The sequence below is a fragment of the Klebsiella africana genome (assembly GCF_020526085.1).
GTDB lineage: Bacteria > Pseudomonadota > Gammaproteobacteria > Enterobacterales > Enterobacteriaceae > Klebsiella > Klebsiella africana.
This window is the reverse complement of sequence record NZ_CP084874.1, coordinates 1,592,612-1,608,647: the sequence shown is the minus strand read 5'-3', so window position 1 is coordinate 1,608,647 and position 16,036 is coordinate 1,592,612. Positions and strand designations below refer to the sequence as shown.

The window sequence follows — 16,036 nt, the reverse complement described above, 5'->3', positions numbered from 1 at the left end:
ACTTGAGAAAAAAGGCGCCATCTGACGGGGAACGGATTGCCGAATGACGCTGAAACGTTTCAAGAATTTTGTACCTTTCTTGCTCAACGCGCAAGGAACGTCAGCGACTTGATTGCAGAACTTAGAGGTACTGCACACTTTTGCTGAAGCCTTTGCGATCGACCGCCTCGAACGTCAGCTTTTTGCTGAAGCTTATATTTTGAAACGCCTTTTTAATTATTCGTGCCATACTACTGTTTATTTTCAGCCAGCAGGCGTAAACTCCGCGCCGTCTCCTGAAACTACAGAAAAACTAACATGCAAAACCGTAGCGCCGCCCTTCCCCGACGCGGGTTCGATGTCACTTCTTCCGCCTTCTTAATCGTCGCTTTTCTGACGGGCATTGCCGGGGCGTTGCAAACCCCGACCCTGAGCCTGTTTCTGACCAACGAAGTGCACGTCCGCCCGGCGATGGTCGGCTTCTTTTTTACCGGCAGCGCGGTTATTGGCATTCTGGTCAGCCAGTTCCTTGCCGGCCGCTCCGACCGTCAGGGCGACCGCAAGCAGCTGATTGTCGTCTGCTGCCTGCTGGGGGTGCTGGCCTGCCTGCTGTTTGCCTGGAACCGCAACTACTTCATCTTGCTGTTCATCGGTGTTTTTCTCAGCAGCTTTGGCTCGACCGCCAACCCACAGATGTTTGCCCTCGCGCGTGAGCACGCCGACAGGACCGGCCGCGAAGCGGTAATGTTCAGCTCCATTTTACGCGCCCAGGTCTCCCTGGCATGGGTGATTGGCCCCCCGCTGGCCTATGCCCTGGCGATGGGGTTTGGCTTTACCGCGATGTATCTCAGCGCCGCGGCGGCGTTTATTGTCTGCGGGATCATGGTCTGGCTGTTCTTGCCCAGCATGCGCAAAGCGAAGGTGGTAGCGACCGGCCGGCTGGAAGCCCCGCGCACGCACCGCCGCGATGCGCTGCTGCTGTTCAGCATCTGCACGCTGATGTGGGGCACCAACAGCCTGTACATCATTAATATGCCGCTGTTTATCATTAATGAGCTGCATCTGCCGGAGAAGCTGGCCGGCCTGATGATGGGGACCGCCGCCGGGCTGGAAATTCCCACCATGCTGATTGCCGGTTACTACGCCCGGCGCTTCGGTAAACGCTTTCTGATGCGTCTTTCTGCAGTCGCCGGGGTGCTGTTTTACGTGGGGATGCTGACGGTACATACGCCGGCACTGCTGCTGGCGATGCAGGTGCTTAACGCCATCTATATCGGGATCCTCGCCGGGATCGGCATGCTCTATTTCCAGGATTTGATGCCCGGGCAGGCGGGCGCGGCCACCACCCTCTACACCAATACCACCCGCGTCGGCTGGATCATCGCCGGTTCACTGGCGGGCGTGGTAGCAGAGATCTGGAGCTATCATGCGGTGTTCTGGATTGCGCTGGCGATGGGCGTTGCCACTCAGGCCTGCCTGTGGCGGATCAGAGACGTGTAAGCACATTGGTTTCCATCCCTCTCATCTGCTGCGTTGAGCTCAGGGCGCGGTGGCCAGTTCAAGCTCCAGCAGCCAGGTGATCGCTTCATCGCGGTGGGTGAGGCACATCTCCGGCGAGGGCTGCAGGCTGGCGCACACCTTCGGGCGCAGAGGGGAGCCGAAAATAAGGCATAAATTGCGCTCGGAAAGCTGGATACAACGGGTGTTAGCCGGCTTCCCCTGCGGCATGCCGGGGATCGGCGATGATATAGAGGGGGCGATGCAACATGCGCCACAATCAGTACGACATTCCATAACCCGACTCCCGAACGCTCATTTTGCGCCACAGCCTAAACGTTTTGCCAGAAGATAGCAAAACTCGCGAATTCCGCTTGCCTGAACGCCCGGGCGCGAGTAGTTTTACGCGATATTTTTGACTCGTTAAGTGACAGGATTACTGCAATGCCAAGAGCGAATGAAATTAAAAAAGGTATGGTGCTGAATTACAACGGCAAGCTGCTGATTGTGAAAAATATTGATATTCAGTCACCCAGCGCCCGCGGTGCTGCGACACTGTATAAAATGCGCTTCTCCGACGTGCGCACCGGCCTGAAAGTAGAAGAGCGCTTCAAAGGCGACGATATCGTCGATACCGTGACCCTGACCCGCCGTTTCGTTGACTTCTCCTACGTCGATGGCAACGAATACGTGTTCATGGATAAAGAAGACTATACCCCTTACACCTTTACCAAAGAGCAGATCGAAGAAGAGCTGCAGTTTATTCCGGAAGGCGGAATGCCGGACATGCAGGTGCTGACCTGGGACGGCCAGCTGCTGGCGCTGGAGCTGCCGCAGACCGTCGACCTGGAAATTATCGAAACCGCGCCGGGTATTAAAGGGGCCTCCGCCAGCTCCCGCACCAAGCCAGCCACCATGAGCACCGGCCTGGTGATTCAGGTGCCGGAATACCTGACTACCGGTGAGAAAATCCGCATTCATATCGAAGAGTGCCGCTATATGGGCCGCGCGGATTAATCATCGGTGACGCCCCGACAGTAAAAAAGGACAGCGCTGGCTGTCCTTTTTATTTGGCGAGGGTATGCCCCTGTACCGGGTAATATTCATTCAACACGGTTCCCGTACTTGTGCCGGATGGCGGCTGACGCCTTATCCGGCCTACGATCCGGGTGTCCTGTCGTTAATTTATTCACTATTCTTGCTGAAACTGCCGGTGCAGGCCGGAGCCCGGGGGTACAGGGGGCGGTGGCGACTGGCCGCCCCCTGTGCGCTCCCTGCACCATAAGTGAGATTACGCAGAAGAAATATCGGGAGCGCAATCAGCTCGGAACTAACAGAGAACACAGGTTTTTCCAGGGTCGACATTGTTGCAAACCGATCACAGTATCTACCCCATTGCGCCGTTATTTTGTCGGGTGGAGCTTCACTTATCTGACCAGGCTGACATCCCAACAGTAAAAAAGGACAGCGCTGGCTGTCCTTTTTATTACCCCCTGTGCCGCGATTACAGCAGTTCAGGGTATTTGGTCATTTTTAGCGCCAGCTCGACGCCGCGCACTTCCGCCATCCCCTTGAGACGGCCGATCGCCGAATAGCCTGGGTTGGTTTTCTTGCGCAGATCGTCGAGCATCTGATGACCATGATCCGGGCGGAATGGGATCGGGCGCAGATCGCCGGCCTGTTTACGCCGCTGCTCTTCACGCAGGATCGCATCCACCACTGCCACCATATTGACGTCGCCGCTAAGGTGCGCCGCCTCATGGAAGGTTTTCGGGTTTGCTTCACGGCAGGTAGCGCGCAGATGGGTAAAATGGATACGATCGCCAAAGGTCTCCACCATTTTCACCAGATCGTTATCGGCGCGAACGCCATACGATCCGGTACACATGGTGAAGCCATTGTTAATGCTGTCCACCGTCTCCTTCAGCCACTGCATATCTTCGATGGTCGACACGATACGCGGCAGGCCAAGGATCGGCCGCGGCGGATCGTCCGGATGCACAGCCAGGCGGATCCCTACCTCTTCGCACACCGGCACGATGGCGCGCAGGAAATAGGCCATATTGTCGCGTAGCTGCGCTTTATCAATGTGGTCATATTCCGCCAGGCGCGCGCGGAACTGGTCGAGAGTATAGCCCTCTTCCGCTCCCGGCAGGCCGGCGATGATATTGCGGGTCAGTTTCTCAATGTCCGCTTCGCTCATCGCCTTGAAATAGACCTCAGCCTGACGCTGTTCTTCTTCGCTGTAATCCGCTTCCGCTCCCGGGCGCTTAAGGATATGCAGCTCAAAGGCGGCGAAGGCGATCTGATCGAAACGCAGCGCACGGGAGCCGTCCGGCAGTTCATATTCCAGATCGGTGCGCGTCCAGTCGAGGATCGGCATAAAGTTGTAGCACACGGTATCGATGCCGCAGGCCGCGAGGTTGCGGATGCTCTGCTGATAGTTGGCAATCCAGGTCGCATACTGCCCGCTGTGGGTTTTAATATCCTCATGGACTGGAATGCTTTCGACGACCGACCAGGTCAACCCTTTTGCCGCTAACAGCGCCTGACGCGCTTTAATCTCGTCGACCGGCCAGACCTGACCGTTTGCAATATGGTGCAGCGCAGTGACGACGCCGGTCGCCCCCGCCTGCCGTACATCATCAAGCGATACCGGATCGTTCGGCCCATACCACCGCCAGGTTTGTTCCATCGCTATGTCCTCACAAAGTTGTTATACCAATAATGGCGACACTCATGACGACTACCATACATGTTTCTCGCCAGGCTGCAAATAGTGGCGGTGTATTGATTGATCCAGCTCACAGTCAGCGGATAATTTCGGCTTACCAATTTTATTTCCTGTCATATAACTTTAGACTGGCATTGTTAATAAGCAGTTAAACAGGTGTTTGAAGAATGACAACAATTGCAACCGCTACGCTACCGAAGAATGTGCAACGTCCTCAATACGATCGCAGCCAGCTCCGCTCGCGTATTGTCCATTTCGGCTTTGGCGCATTTCATCGCGCGCACCAGGCGCTGCTGACCGATCGCGTGCTGAATAACGCCGGCGGCGACTGGGGGATCTGTGAAATCAGCCTGTTCAGCGGCGACACGCTGATGAGCCAGCTTCGCGAACAGGACCATCTCTTTACCGTGCTGGAAAAAGGCGCTGACGGCAACCAGCCCATTGTGATCGGCGCAGTGCACGAATGCCTGAACGCCAGGCTCGATTCACTGGCGGCGATTATCGAAAAATTTTGCGAACCGCAGGTGGCAATTGTCTCGCTGACCATCACCGAAAAAGGCTACTGCATCGATCCGGCGACCGGGAAGCTGGATCCAACGCATCCGCGCATCCTTCACGATCTGGAGAACCCGACGCTGCCGCAGTCGGCTCCCGGTATTTTAGTTGAAGCGCTGGCCCGCCGCCGGGAACGAGGCCTCCCGCCTTTTACCGTGCTCTCCTGCGATAATATTCCCGATAACGGCCACGTGGTAAAAAATGCGGTCCTCGGCATGGCGGAAAAACGCAGCCCGGCGCTGGCGAGCTGGATCGCCGACAACGTCAGCTTCCCGGGCACCATGGTGGATCGTATTGTTCCCGCCGCCACACCGGAGTCGCTGGCGGAAATCGCCGCCGTGTTGGGGGTGGACGATCCCTGCGCCATCAGCTGCGAACCCTTCATCCAGTGGGTGGTCGAAGACCACTTTGTCGCCGGACGACCCGCCTGGGAGACGGCAGGCGTACAGATGACCGACGATGTGCTGCCCTGGGAACAGATGAAGCTACGAATGCTCAACGGCAGCCACTCTTTCCTCGCCTGGCTTGGCTATCTGTCAGGTCATGCGCACGTCAGCGACTGCATGCAGGATGAGGTCTTCCGCCGCGCCGCCCGCCAGCTGATGCTTGACGAACAGGCCCCGACGTTGACCATTACCGGCGTCGATCTGAAAGCCTATGCCGACAGCCTGATCGCGCGCTTCAGCAATCCGGCGCTCAAACACCGCACCTGGCAAATCGCCATGGACGGCAGTCAGAAGCTGCCCCAGCGTATGCTCGATGGCATCCGCGTGCATCTTGAGCGCGGCAGCCGTTGGCCGCTGTTGGCCCTCGGCGTGGCCGGCTGGATGCGCTACGTCAGCGGCACGGATGATGCTGGTCAGGCGATCGATGTCCGCGACCCATTGATTGATAAGATCCAGCAACGGGTGGCGCAGAGTAATGAGCTGCAGCGCGTTGACGCCCTGCTGGAACTGGAAGAGATATTTGGCCGCGACCTGCCGCGCAACGCCCAGTTTGTTGCCGGGATCCGCGCCGCCTGGCAACAGCTGGCGACGCACGGTGCCCGCGAGGCCGTTGCCCGTGCGTTGAATTCTTAACAATATTTGCGCTTATGCGGACAGAATTCTCTTCTGTCCGCCTCAGGACTTCTCTTTTCCCCCTTTTTTCGTCAGGATAGACGTAACTGTTACAACATTACATTTATCCTGGAGAAAAGAGTGACCAGAACCAATTTGATCACCGGCTTTCTCGGCAGCGGTAAGACGACCTCAATTCTTCATCTGCTGGCGCAAAAGCCTGCGGATGAAAAATGGGCCGTACTGGTGAATGAGTTTGGCGAAGTCGGGATAGACGGTGCGCTGCTGGCCGACAGCGGTGCCCTGCTCAAAGAGATCCCCGGCGGCTGCATGTGCTGCGTCAATGGCCTGCCGATGCAGGTTGGGCTGAACACCCTGCTGCGCCAGGGCAAACCCGATCGCCTGCTGATCGAACCCACCGGTTTGGGCCACCCAAAGCAGATCCTCGATATCCTCACCGCGGCGGTGTATGAGCCCTGGATCGATCTGCGCGCCACGCTGTGCATCCTCGATCCCCGCCAGCTGCTGGATGCAAGAGCCGTCAGCAACGACAATTTCCGCGATCAGCTGGCTGCGGCGGACATCATTGTGGCTAATAAAAGCGATCGGGAAACCCCCGAAAGCGCCCGGGCGCTGGCCGACTGGTGGCAACGTTGGGGCGGCGGGCGTCGCAAGGTGTCGGCAACCCAGGGCAATATCGATCTGACCCTGCTCGATGAGCCACGACGGAACACCGCCCCGCTGCCGGCGAGCGCGGAGCATGTTCACCATTCCCGCCCGACCAGCGGTCTCGCCGCGCTCAGCCTCCCCGAGCACCAGCGCTGGCGCCGCCATCTGAATAGCGGCCAGGGTTACCAGTCCTGCGGCTGGATCTTCGACGCGGAAACGGTCTTTGACACCATCGGCCTGCTCGAATGGGCCCGCCTGGCACCTGTGACGCGCGTCAAAGGCGTGATGCGCATTGCCGAAGGGAGCGTGCGGATCAACCGTCAGGGTGATGATCTGCACATCGAAACCCTCAGCGTTGCTCCGCCCGATAGCCGGATCGAGCTTATCTCCGTGAATGAAGCCGACTGGAACGGGCTCCAGACCTCATTGTTGAGGCTTCGTTTAAGTTAAGGCGGCTAAGGTTGCCGCCGACTGTCACAAAATCGCAATGGCTATGATGAAAAACCGAATTCCTTTAATCTTGCTGCTTAACATCGCGGGTGTGGCGCTATTTTGCTCCTGGTATCTGCCAGCCAACCATGGCGCATGGTTCCCGGTCGACTCCGCGATCTTCCATTTCTTTAACCATGGCGTCAGCGTCAGCCATGCTTATGCCTGGCTGTTGGCGATCATCAACAATCGCGCCTTCGACGCCTGTTCGCTGCTGGCGATGGGCTGTCTGATGCTCAGCTACTGGCTTAAAGCACCGGCGGCTGGCCGTCGCCAGATCGCTATCATGGGCCTGGTGATGCTGCTGGCGGCGGTGATCATCAACCAGCTCGCACAGCACCTGATGCCAGTTCAGCGCGCCAGCCCGTCGCTCTTTTTCGACGATATCACTCGTGTCAGCGATGTGGTTAACTTCCCCACCAAGGATGCCTCGAAAGACAGCTTCCCGGGCGATCATGGAATGATGCTGCTGATCTTCGCCAGCTTTATGTGGCGCTATTTCGGCTGCCGTGCGCTGGCCGTGGCGCTGGTGATAGTGGTGGTCTTTGCTTTCCCGCGCGTCATGATTGGCGCCCATTGGTTTAGCGATATTGCCGTCGGCTCTCTGAGTGCCGTTCTGATTGGCGTACCGTGGGTACTAATGACGCCACTGAGCGATAAATTAATCGCCTTTTTCGATCGCTACTTGCCCGGCAGAGTATCGGCGAAATAATGTCCCTGACGCTGGCCGATCGCATTAACTATAAGGGGACCTTTTGGGTCCCTTTTTTCAACTGTTCTTTTTTTAAACATAATGTTCATCTTCTTGTCACAATATTCCCCTGACAATTGAAGGAATTGTCTGTTTTTTACCCGAAGCTGCCGCTATTTTGTCCTTTCCCGATGATTCACTTTTTGTCACCAAAATACTTATAAGAAATCGCGCAAAACCGCTCGCCATGCGGCGTTTGATAGGGTAATCTCGTTCTCGTTTTGCCTTTTCCGCAACATTAATTCAGAGCATGAATAAATTTGTGCGTGACTGCACAAATTTCAGCTTAAGGAATTGTCTCATTGCGGATGGGTATTTAGGCTCTAACACGTTTGGCATTTTTTATAACGACATTGTCGTTAAGGACAACAAGGGAAAATAAACAGCATGGTCAAATCTCAGCCGATTTTGAGATACATCTTGCGGGTAGCCCCCGCGATTGCAGTAGCGGTTCTGCTTTCCGCGTGTAGTTCAACAAGTACCGCCAGGAATATGCATTCTGAGACGCATGCTGTGGGTAGTGGCGATTTATCATCACTGCAAGCCTCTCAGGATGAATTTGAAACAATGGTCCGTAACCTGGACGTTAAGTCCCGTTTAATGGATCAGTATGCCAGCTGGAAAGGCGTGCGTTACCGCCTCGGCGGCAGCACTCGTAAAGGTATCGACTGCTCGGCATTTGTGCAGCGCACCTTCCGCGAACAATTTGGTCTGGAACTGCCGCGTTCAACCTCTGAACAGCAGGAAACCGGAAAATCGATTTCCCGTACTCAGCTGCGGACGGGCGATCTGGTTCTGTTCCGCGCCGGCTCCACTGGCCGCCATGTCGGGATCTATCTCGGCAACAACCAGTTCGTTCACGCCTCCACCAGCAGTGGGGTGACCATCTCCAGCATGGATGAACCGTACTGGAAAAAGCGCTATAACGAAGCGCGTCGAGTTCTGAGCCGCTCGTAAACTGTCCTCTACCGCCGCCGGTTATCCCTTGGCTGGAAGCGGGATAAAAAAAACACTGCCCCGGCAGTGTTTTTTTTTGCCACCGGATTCTCAACGACGCAAAATAAGCTATGTCTTTTAAGTGGGAAAGAGAAAACGACGACTACCACCCCGTTGATGCGCTTCAATAACACGGAAAGAATCTGGCTATGCTGACTCGTTACTTTTCGCCCCAGCGTAACACCTGGTTAATCAGCCTGTGCGTGGGGATCATCGTCGCGTTACTGGCCGGTAGCATTCAATTTATGGTGATTTACCATAACCGGGCCGAGCGCTTCGACGCCATTATCAATAACGTCAACAACTATCTGAAAAGCTATTTTCACGATCTGCGCCAGACCATCGACGGCCTGCAGCCGCTGGTGGACCAGCCCTGTGAGAATATTGACTCCGGGCTTACCTCCCACGCCGCGTTCAGCCCCAATGTCCGCGCTTTTCTGCTGGTCAAAAACGGCGTCGTTTTTTGCTCTTCGGCTACCGGGACGATGAATACGCCCCTCAGCCAGCTCATCCCGGCTATCGATATCCGTAAGCCCGTTGATATGGCGATTTTGCCAGGCACGCCGATGATGCCGAAGAGAGCAGCGCTGGCGCTGTGGGTAGGTAAACCCGGCGATCAAAACAGCGGTATTTTCGTGTCGATTAACGCTAATCTCACGCCGTATATCCTCTATTCCGCGCGGCAAAACGATTTCAGCGGTATTGCGCTGGCGATTGGCCACTCCGCCATCTCCACCTTCAGTAACCGACTGGTGGATCCGCAAAGCCTGCACAACACTCCGATCCGCCAGGTGCAGATCGACGGTTTACCGCTGAAGGTCTATCTGTATGCCAACAGCTGGCTGGCGGAAAATACCCAGTTTGCTCTGCTGCTCGGGGTGGTCTGCGGCCTGCTGGCGGGGCTGCTCTGCTATTTCGTGCTGACGATCAAATCGGATCCGCGAAAATCCATTCTGCTGGGGATCAAGAATAACCAGTTCTACGTTGTCTATCAGCCGGTGGTCAATGCCCAGACTCTACAGATCAGCGGCGTAGAGGTCCTGATGCGCTGGCGCCATCCGGTGGTCGGTGAAATTCCGCCCGATGTTTTCATTAACCTGGCGGAAACCCAGCAGATGATCGTGCCGCTGACCCATCACCTGCTGGCGCTGATCGCCAGCGACGCTGCGGTGTTGAAGCGTATTCTGCCTCGCGGCGTGAAGCTGGGGCTGAATATTTCTCCTGCCCATCTGCAGGCCGACAGCTTCCGCGACGATATGCTGCGCTTCGCCGCTGCGCTGCCCGCCGATCATTTTCACGTGGTGCTGGAGGTAACGGAGCGAGCCATGATTGATAAAGAGAAATCGATCCCTAACTTCGCCTGGCTCCACCGGCAGGGTTTTGAAATCGCGATTGATGATTTTGGTACCGGACATAGCGCGCTAATCTATCTCGAACGCTATAACTTCGATTATCTGAAGATCGATCGCGGCTTTGTGCAGGCGATTGGCACCGAAACCGTGACCTCGCCAGTGCTGGATGCAGTGTTAACCCTCAGCCGTCGGCTGAAATTAATGACCGTCGCCGAAGGGGTGGAGACCCAGGAACAGGCAGAGTGGCTTCGCGGCCAGGGCGTTCATTTCCTGCAGGGGTACTGGATCAGCCGACCGCTGTCGCTGGCCGGGCTGGTGGCCGCGCACGATGAACCCGCTAACTATTTCACAACGCGCTAAGTCTCACTTATGATGCGGGAACAGAGGTCGGCCATGGGGGCCGGCCATGACAGGATATTTAGCCGCCTATGTATGCGCGCCTCTTTCTGATTCTGCTGGCTCTGTTTAGCCTGAGCGTTAAGGCGCAAACAATAAAAGAAAGCGTCGCCTTCGCGATTATCGGCGAACCCAAATACGCCGCCGGTTTCAGCCATTTTGATTATGTCAATCCTGAGGCGCCAAAAGGCGGCACCCTCACCCTGGCGGCGATGGGCACTTTCGACAACTTCAACCGTTATGCGCTGCGCGGTAATCCTGCGGTACGCACGGAGGCGCTCTACGATACTCTGTTCACCACCTCGGATGATGAACCTGGCAGCTACTATCCGCTGATTGCCGAACGGGCGCGCTATGCCGGGGATTATTCATGGATGGAGATCGCCCTCAACCCGCGCGCCCGTTTTCATGACGGCACGCCGATCACCGCCCGCGATGTCGCTTTTACCTTCAACAAGTTTATGACCGAAGGGGTGCCGCAGTTCCGCCTCTTTTATAAAGGCACCACCGTGAAGGCCATCGCGCCGTTGACCGTACGAATCGACCTCGGCCAGCCCGGCAAAGAGAACATGCTAAGCCTGCTGAGCCTGCCGGTGATGCCTGAGGCGTTCTGGCGCCAGCACAAACTCAGCGATCCGCTGTCAAAGCCGCCGCTGGCCAGTGGCCCCTACCGCATCAGCGCCTGGCGAATGGGGCAATACATTACCTATTCACGCGTCGCCGACTACTGGGCGGCCGACCTGCCGGTCAACCGTGGTCGCTGGAATTTCGATACACTGCGCTATGACTATTATCTTGACGACAACGTCGCCTTCGAAGCCTTTAAAGCCGGGGCGGTCGACCGCCGGGAAGAGACGGTCGCCAAAAACTGGGCCACCCGCTACGTCGGTCGCAACTTCAGCCGCGGCTACATCATGAAAGAGGAGTATGCCAATACCTCGGCGCAGGATACCCAGTGGCTGGCATTCAACATTCAGCGCCCGGTATTCGCCGATCGCCGGGTGCGGCAGGCCATTACCCTGGCGTTCGATTTTGAGTGGATGAACAAGGCGCTGTTTTACAGCGCCTATCAGCGCGCCAACAGCTATTTCCAGAACACCGAATATGCCGCCCGCAGCCTGCCCGACGCGGCCGAGCTGGCCCTGCTGACGCCGATGAAAAACGAACTGCCCCCGGAGGTCTTCAACCAGGTTTACCAGCCGCCGGTCTCCCGCGGCGATGGCTTCGATCGCGCCAACTTACTTAAGGCCGACGCCCTGCTCAATGCGGCGGGCTGGACGGTGAAGAACCAGCGCAGGGTTAACGTTGCCACTGGCAAGCCGCTGCGCTTCGAGCTACTGATGCCTGCCGGGAGCAATGACCGCTGGGTGCTGCCGTTTCAGCACAACCTGCAGCGTCTGGGGATCGTCATGGATATTCGTCAGGTGGATAATTCGCAGTACAGCAACCGCCGCCGCAGCCGCGATTACGATATGATGCCGAGCCTGTGGCGCGCCATGCCCTGGCCTGGGACCGACCTGCAAATCTCCTGGGCGTCAGACTATATTCACTCCAGCTACAACGCGCCGGGGGTGCAAAGTCCGGTGGTGGATAAACTGATTGCGCAGATCCTGCAGTGGCAGGGTGATAAGCAGAAACTGATCCCTCTCGGCCGGGCGCTGGACCGCGTCCTCACCTGGAACAACTACATGTTGCCGATGTGGTATATGGCGCAGGACCGCATCGCGTGGTGGAATAAATTCTCGTTCCCCAAAACCCGCCCCATTTATTCGTCCGGCCTTGATACCTGGTGGTACGACGCCACTAAAGCAGCCACCCTTCCCGCGGACAGACGCTAAGGATATATCATGGGCAGCTACCTGATCCGCCGTTTGCTGTTAGTCATCCCCACCCTGTGGGCCATCATCACCATTAACTTTTTTATTGTGCAGATTGCCCCCGGTGGCCCGGTCGATCAGGCCATCGCCGCCATCGAGTTTAATCAGCGCGGCGGGATGCCGGGGGCTGGCGACGGCGGGATGGGCGCCAGCCATGCCCGCACCGGCGCAGGCAATATCAGCGAAGGGCACTATCGCGGCGGACGCGGCCTCGATCCGGAAGTCATCGCCGAGATCACCCACCGCTACGGCTTCGACAAACCGTTGCACGAGCGTTACCTGAAGATGTTGAGCGATTATCTGCGCTTTGATTTCGGCGACAGTCTGTTTCGCAGCGCCTCAGTACTGCAGCTAATTAAAGACAGCTTGCCGGTCTCGGTGAGCCTCGGACTGTGGAGCACGCTGATTATCTACCTGGTTTCCATTCCGCTGGGGATTCGCAAAGCGGTCAGCAACGGCAGCCGCTTTGACATCTGGAGCAGTACGCTGATTATTATTGGCTATGCGATCCCCGCCTTTCTGTTCGCCATCCTGCTGATCGTGATTTTTGCCGGCGGCAGCTATTTCGACCTCTTCCCGCTGCGCGGTCTGGTCTCGCCAAATTTTGACACCCTCCCCTGGTATCAGAAGATCCTTGACTACCTGTGGCACATCACCCTGCCGGTGCTGGCGACGGTGATTGGCGGCTTTGCCGCTCTGACCATGCTGACCAAAAACAGCTTCCTCGATGAGATCCGCAAACAGTATGTGGTCACCGCCCGCGCCAAAGGCGTCGGTGAGAAACAGATCCTCTGGGGGCATGTGTTCCGCAACGCCATGCTGCTGGTGATCGCCGGCTTCCCGGCCACCTTTATCAGTATGTTCTTTACCGGCTCGCTGCTGATCGAAGTGATGTTCTCGCTGAACGGCCTGGGCCTGCTGGGCTATGAAGCAACGGTCTCTCGCGACTATCCGGTGATGTTCGGCACGCTCTATATTTTCACGCTGATCGGCCTGCTGCTGAATATCGTCAGCGATATCAGCTATACGCTGGTCGACCCGCGCATTGATTTTGAGGGCCGCTAATGTCTTTCTTCAGTCCCGTTAATCAGGCCCGCTGGGCGCGCTTTCGTCACAACCGCCGCGGCTACTGGTCGCTGTGGCTATTTTTACTGATCTTCGCCTGCAGCCTCGGCGCCAATCTGCTGGCCAACGATCGCCCGCTGCTGGTGCAGTACCAGGGCCAGCTGTACGTTCCGGTGTTAAAAAATTACACCGAACAGACTTTCGGCGGCGCGTTCGCCACCGCCGCCGACTATCAGGATCCCTGGCTGCAGCACCAGCTGGCAACTCACGGCTGGGCGCTATGGCCGCCGGTGCGCTTCGGCGCAACAACGATTAATTTTGCCAGCACCGTCCCCTTTCCGTCACCACCCTCGGCCAGTAACTGGCTCGGCACCGACGCCAACGGCGGCGATGTACTGGCGCGGATCCTCTACGGTACGCGGATCTCGGTGCTATTCGGCCTGCTGCTGACGCTGTTCTCCAGCGTGCTGGGGGTGCTGGCCGGGGCGATACAGGGTTACTACGGCGGTAAAATCGACCTCTGGGGGCAGCGTTTTATCGAAGTCTGGTCCGGCATGCCGACCTTGTTTCTGATCATCCTGCTCTCCAGTGTCGTACAGCCCGGCTTCTGGTGGCTGCTGGCGATCACCGTCCTTTTTGGCTGGATGACGCTGGTGGGCGTGGTGCGCGCTGAATTTCTTCGCACCCGCAACTACGACTACATCCGGGCGGCGCAGGCGCTAGGGGTCAGCGACCGGCAGATTATCCTGCGGCATATGCTGCCCAACGCGATGGTGGCGACCCTCACCTTCCTGCCGTTTATCCTGTGCAGCTCCATTACCACCCTGACGTCGCTGGATTTTCTCGGCTTCGGCCTGCCGCTGGGCTCCCCCTCCCTCGGCGAGCTGCTGCTGCAGGGTAAAAACAACCTGCAGGCGCCCTGGCTGGGCATTGCCGCGTTTCTCTCTGTCGCCGTACTGCTGACGCTGCTGATTTTTATCGGTGAAGCGGTTCGCGACGCCTTTGACCCGAGTAAGGCGGTGTAATATGACCCACCCACTGTTAGCTATCGACAATCTCTCTATTGCCTTTCGCCAGCAAGGCGAGACGCAGACCGTGGTGCACCATCTGTCGCTCGAGGTGGCAGTCGGTGAGACGCTGGCCCTGGTGGGCGAATCCGGCTCTGGAAAAAGCATCTCCGCGCTGTCGGTGCTGCGGCTGCTCCCTACCCCCCCGGCCAGCTACCCCAGCGGTGACATCCGTTTTCATGGCCAGTCGCTGCTGCATGCGGATGAGGCGACCCTGCGCGGCGTGCGCGGCAACCGGATCGCGATGATCTTTCAGGAGCCGATGGTATCGCTCAATCCCCTGCACACCCTGGAAAAACAGCTCTATGAAGTGCTGTCTTTGCATCGTGGAATGCGCAAAGAGGCGGCGCGCGGGGAGATCATCGACTGCCTGGATCGCGTCGGGATCCGTCAGGCACCGCGGCGGCTGGCGGACTATCCGCACCAGCTCTCCGGCGGCGAGCGCCAGCGGGTGATGATCGCCATGGCGCTGCTGACGCGCCCGGAGTTGCTGATCGCCGACGAGCCGACCACCGCCCTGGACGTGTCTGTGCAGGCGCAGATCCTGCAGCTACTGCGCGAGCTGAAGCAAGAGCTAAACATGGGATTGCTGTTTATCACCCATAACCTGAGCATTGTCCGTCAGCTGGCTGACCGGGTGGCGGTGATGCAGAACGGCCGCTGTGTGGAACAAAATGACTGTCGGGCGCTGTTCAGCGCGCCGGCCCATCCCTACACCCAGCGCCTGCTGGATAGCGAGCCGGACGGTGAGCCGGTGCCGCTGGCCGCCAATGCCCCGGTATTGCTGCAGGCGGACGATTTAAAGGTGGCCTTTCCTGTTCGCAAAGGGATCCTGCGCCGGGTGGTCGATCACCACCGGGTGGTCAACAGCCTCAGTTTTCAGTTGCGCGCCGGCGAGACCTTGGGCCTGGTGGGGGAATCGGGATCGGGAAAAAGCACGACCGGTCTGGCGCTGCTGCGCCTGATCTCATCCGAGGGCAGAATAACCTTTGCCGGTCAGCCGATTGAGGGGCGTAACCGCCGACAGCTGCTACCGCTGCGCCGGCAGATGCAGGTAGTGTTTCAGGATCCGAACTCGTCGCTCAATCCGCGCCTGACGGCGCTACAGATTATTGAGGAAGGCTTGCGTGTCCATCAGCCGACGCTGACGGCAGCGGAACGCGAACAGGCAGTGATCCTCGCCATGCAGGAGGTTGGGCTCGACCCGACCAGCCGCCAGCGCTACCCGGCGGCGTTCTCCGGTGGCCAGCGCCAGCGTATCGCCATCGCCAGAGCGTTGATTGTTAAACCACAGCTGATCGTGCTCGACGAACCGACTTCATCACTGGATAAAACCGTTCAGGCGCAGATCCTGCATCTGCTGAAAGCATTACAGCAAAAGCATCAGCTGGCCTATATTTTTATCAGTCATGATTTACGCGTAGTGCGCGCGTTGTGTCATCAGGTGATGGTGCTGCGTCAAGGAGAGGTGGTTGAACAGGGCGAGTGCAAGTCCGTCTTCAGCGCACCCCGGCATGACTATACCCGCCAGCTGCTGGCGCTGAGCTGACG

The 16,036-nt window shown here is 57.7% G+C and carries 13 protein-coding genes; 11 read left to right on the top strand and 2 right to left on the bottom strand.

Annotated features, from left to right (window positions below):
- The first annotated feature begins 297 nt into the window (after positions 1-297).
- A complete protein-coding gene (gene setB, locus LGL98_RS07775; RefSeq protein WP_136034712.1) occupies positions 298-1,479 on the top strand; it encodes a sugar efflux transporter SetB in 1,182 nt (393 codons plus the stop codon).
- A gap of 39 nt (positions 1,480-1,518) precedes the next feature.
- Here setB and LGL98_RS07770 read toward each other — a convergent pair whose 3' ends face one another.
- On the bottom strand, positions 1,519-1,773 hold the full coding sequence (locus LGL98_RS07770; protein ID WP_004175066.1) for a YkgJ family cysteine cluster protein: 255 nt from the start codon (positions 1,771-1,773) through the stop codon (positions 1,519-1,521).
- 147 nt (positions 1,774-1,920) lie between these two features.
- Between LGL98_RS07770 and yeiP the strand changes: the two genes are divergently transcribed.
- Entirely contained in the window at positions 1,921-2,493 is a 573-nt protein-coding gene (gene yeiP / locus LGL98_RS07765) for an elongation factor P-like protein YeiP (RefSeq protein ID WP_002912951.1), read from the top strand.
- A 487-nt stretch (positions 2,494-2,980) separates the two neighbouring features.
- Here yeiP and uxuA read toward each other — a convergent pair whose 3' ends face one another.
- Positions 2,981-4,171, bottom strand: coding sequence for a mannonate dehydratase (gene uxuA, locus LGL98_RS07760; RefSeq protein WP_136034708.1), 1,191 nt, complete (start codon positions 4,169-4,171; stop codon positions 2,981-2,983).
- A gap of 206 nt (positions 4,172-4,377) precedes the next feature.
- Between uxuA and LGL98_RS07755 the strand changes: the two genes are divergently transcribed.
- The 9 genes from LGL98_RS07755 to yejF all read left to right on the top strand — a co-directional run bounded on the left by LGL98_RS07755 (position 4,378) and on the right by yejF (position 16,034).
- Entirely contained in the window at positions 4,378-5,844 is a 1,467-nt protein-coding gene (locus LGL98_RS07755; protein WP_136034706.1) for a mannitol dehydrogenase family protein, read from the top strand.
- A 120-nt stretch (positions 5,845-5,964) separates the two neighbouring features.
- On the top strand, positions 5,965-6,942 hold the full coding sequence (locus LGL98_RS07750) for a CobW family GTP-binding protein (RefSeq protein WP_136034704.1): 978 nt from the start codon (positions 5,965-5,967) through the stop codon (positions 6,940-6,942).
- Positions 6,943-6,979: 37 nt separating this feature from the next.
- Complete coding sequence (locus LGL98_RS07745; protein WP_168435423.1) at positions 6,980-7,693, top strand: phosphatase PAP2 family protein; 714 nt, start codon at positions 6,980-6,982, stop codon at positions 7,691-7,693.
- A 426-nt stretch (positions 7,694-8,119) separates the two neighbouring features.
- Positions 8,120-8,689 carry a bifunctional murein DD-endopeptidase/murein LD-carboxypeptidase gene (gene mepS, locus LGL98_RS07740; protein ID WP_004201653.1) on the top strand — a complete coding sequence of 190 codons (570 nt, stop codon included), beginning with the start codon at positions 8,120-8,122 and terminating at the stop codon, positions 8,687-8,689.
- Between the two features lie 188 nt (positions 8,690-8,877).
- Positions 8,878-10,440, top strand: coding sequence for a cyclic di-GMP phosphodiesterase (locus LGL98_RS07735; protein WP_136034700.1), 1,563 nt, complete (start codon positions 8,878-8,880; stop codon positions 10,438-10,440).
- 68 nt (positions 10,441-10,508) lie between these two features.
- Positions 10,509-12,314 (top strand): extracellular solute-binding protein, encoded by a 1,806-nt coding sequence (locus tag LGL98_RS07730; protein ID WP_136034698.1) that lies wholly within the window; start codon positions 10,509-10,511, stop codon positions 12,312-12,314.
- 9 nt (positions 12,315-12,323) lie between these two features.
- Complete coding sequence (locus tag LGL98_RS07725; protein WP_004149130.1) at positions 12,324-13,418, top strand: microcin C ABC transporter permease YejB; 1,095 nt, start codon at positions 12,324-12,326, stop codon at positions 13,416-13,418.
- Positions 13,418-14,443 (top strand): microcin C ABC transporter permease, encoded by a 1,026-nt coding sequence (locus LGL98_RS07720; RefSeq protein WP_136034696.1) that lies wholly within the window; start codon positions 13,418-13,420, stop codon positions 14,441-14,443. Before LGL98_RS07725 ends, LGL98_RS07720 begins: the two co-directional genes overlap by 1 nt.
- 1 nt (position 14,444) lies before the next feature.
- A complete protein-coding gene (gene yejF / locus LGL98_RS07715) occupies positions 14,445-16,034 on the top strand; it encodes a microcin C ABC transporter ATP-binding protein YejF (protein WP_136034694.1) in 1,590 nt (529 codons plus the stop codon).
- Positions 16,035-16,036 lie beyond the last annotated feature (2 nt).

What these genes read in the sequence shown, in the direction of transcription:
- setB (WP_136034712.1), top strand. Translation starts at nt 298, where the DNA reads ATGCAAAACCGTAGCGCCGCCCTTCCCCGACGCGGGTTCGATGTCACT.
- LGL98_RS07770 (WP_004175066.1), bottom strand. Translation starts at nt 1,773, where the DNA reads ATGGAATGTCGTACTGATTGTGGCGCATGTTGCATCGCCCCCTCTATA.
- yeiP (WP_002912951.1), top strand. Translation starts at nt 1,921, where the DNA reads ATGCCAAGAGCGAATGAAATTAAAAAAGGTATGGTGCTGAATTACAAC.
- uxuA (WP_136034708.1), bottom strand. Translation starts at nt 4,171, where the DNA reads ATGGAACAAACCTGGCGGTGGTATGGGCCGAACGATCCGGTATCGCTT.
- LGL98_RS07755 (WP_136034706.1), top strand. Translation starts at nt 4,378, where the DNA reads ATGACAACAATTGCAACCGCTACGCTACCGAAGAATGTGCAACGTCCT.
- LGL98_RS07745 (WP_168435423.1), top strand. Translation starts at nt 6,980, where the DNA reads ATGGCTATGATGAAAAACCGAATTCCTTTAATCTTGCTGCTTAACATC.
- mepS (WP_004201653.1), top strand. Translation starts at nt 8,120, where the DNA reads ATGGTCAAATCTCAGCCGATTTTGAGATACATCTTGCGGGTAGCCCCC.
- LGL98_RS07735 (WP_136034700.1), top strand. Translation starts at nt 8,878, where the DNA reads ATGCTGACTCGTTACTTTTCGCCCCAGCGTAACACCTGGTTAATCAGC.
- LGL98_RS07730 (WP_136034698.1), top strand. Translation starts at nt 10,509, where the DNA reads ATGTATGCGCGCCTCTTTCTGATTCTGCTGGCTCTGTTTAGCCTGAGC.
- LGL98_RS07725 (WP_004149130.1), top strand. Translation starts at nt 12,324, where the DNA reads ATGGGCAGCTACCTGATCCGCCGTTTGCTGTTAGTCATCCCCACCCTG.
- LGL98_RS07720 (WP_136034696.1), top strand. Translation starts at nt 13,418, where the DNA reads ATGTCTTTCTTCAGTCCCGTTAATCAGGCCCGCTGGGCGCGCTTTCGT.
- yejF (WP_136034694.1), top strand. Translation starts at nt 14,445, where the DNA reads ATGACCCACCCACTGTTAGCTATCGACAATCTCTCTATTGCCTTTCGC.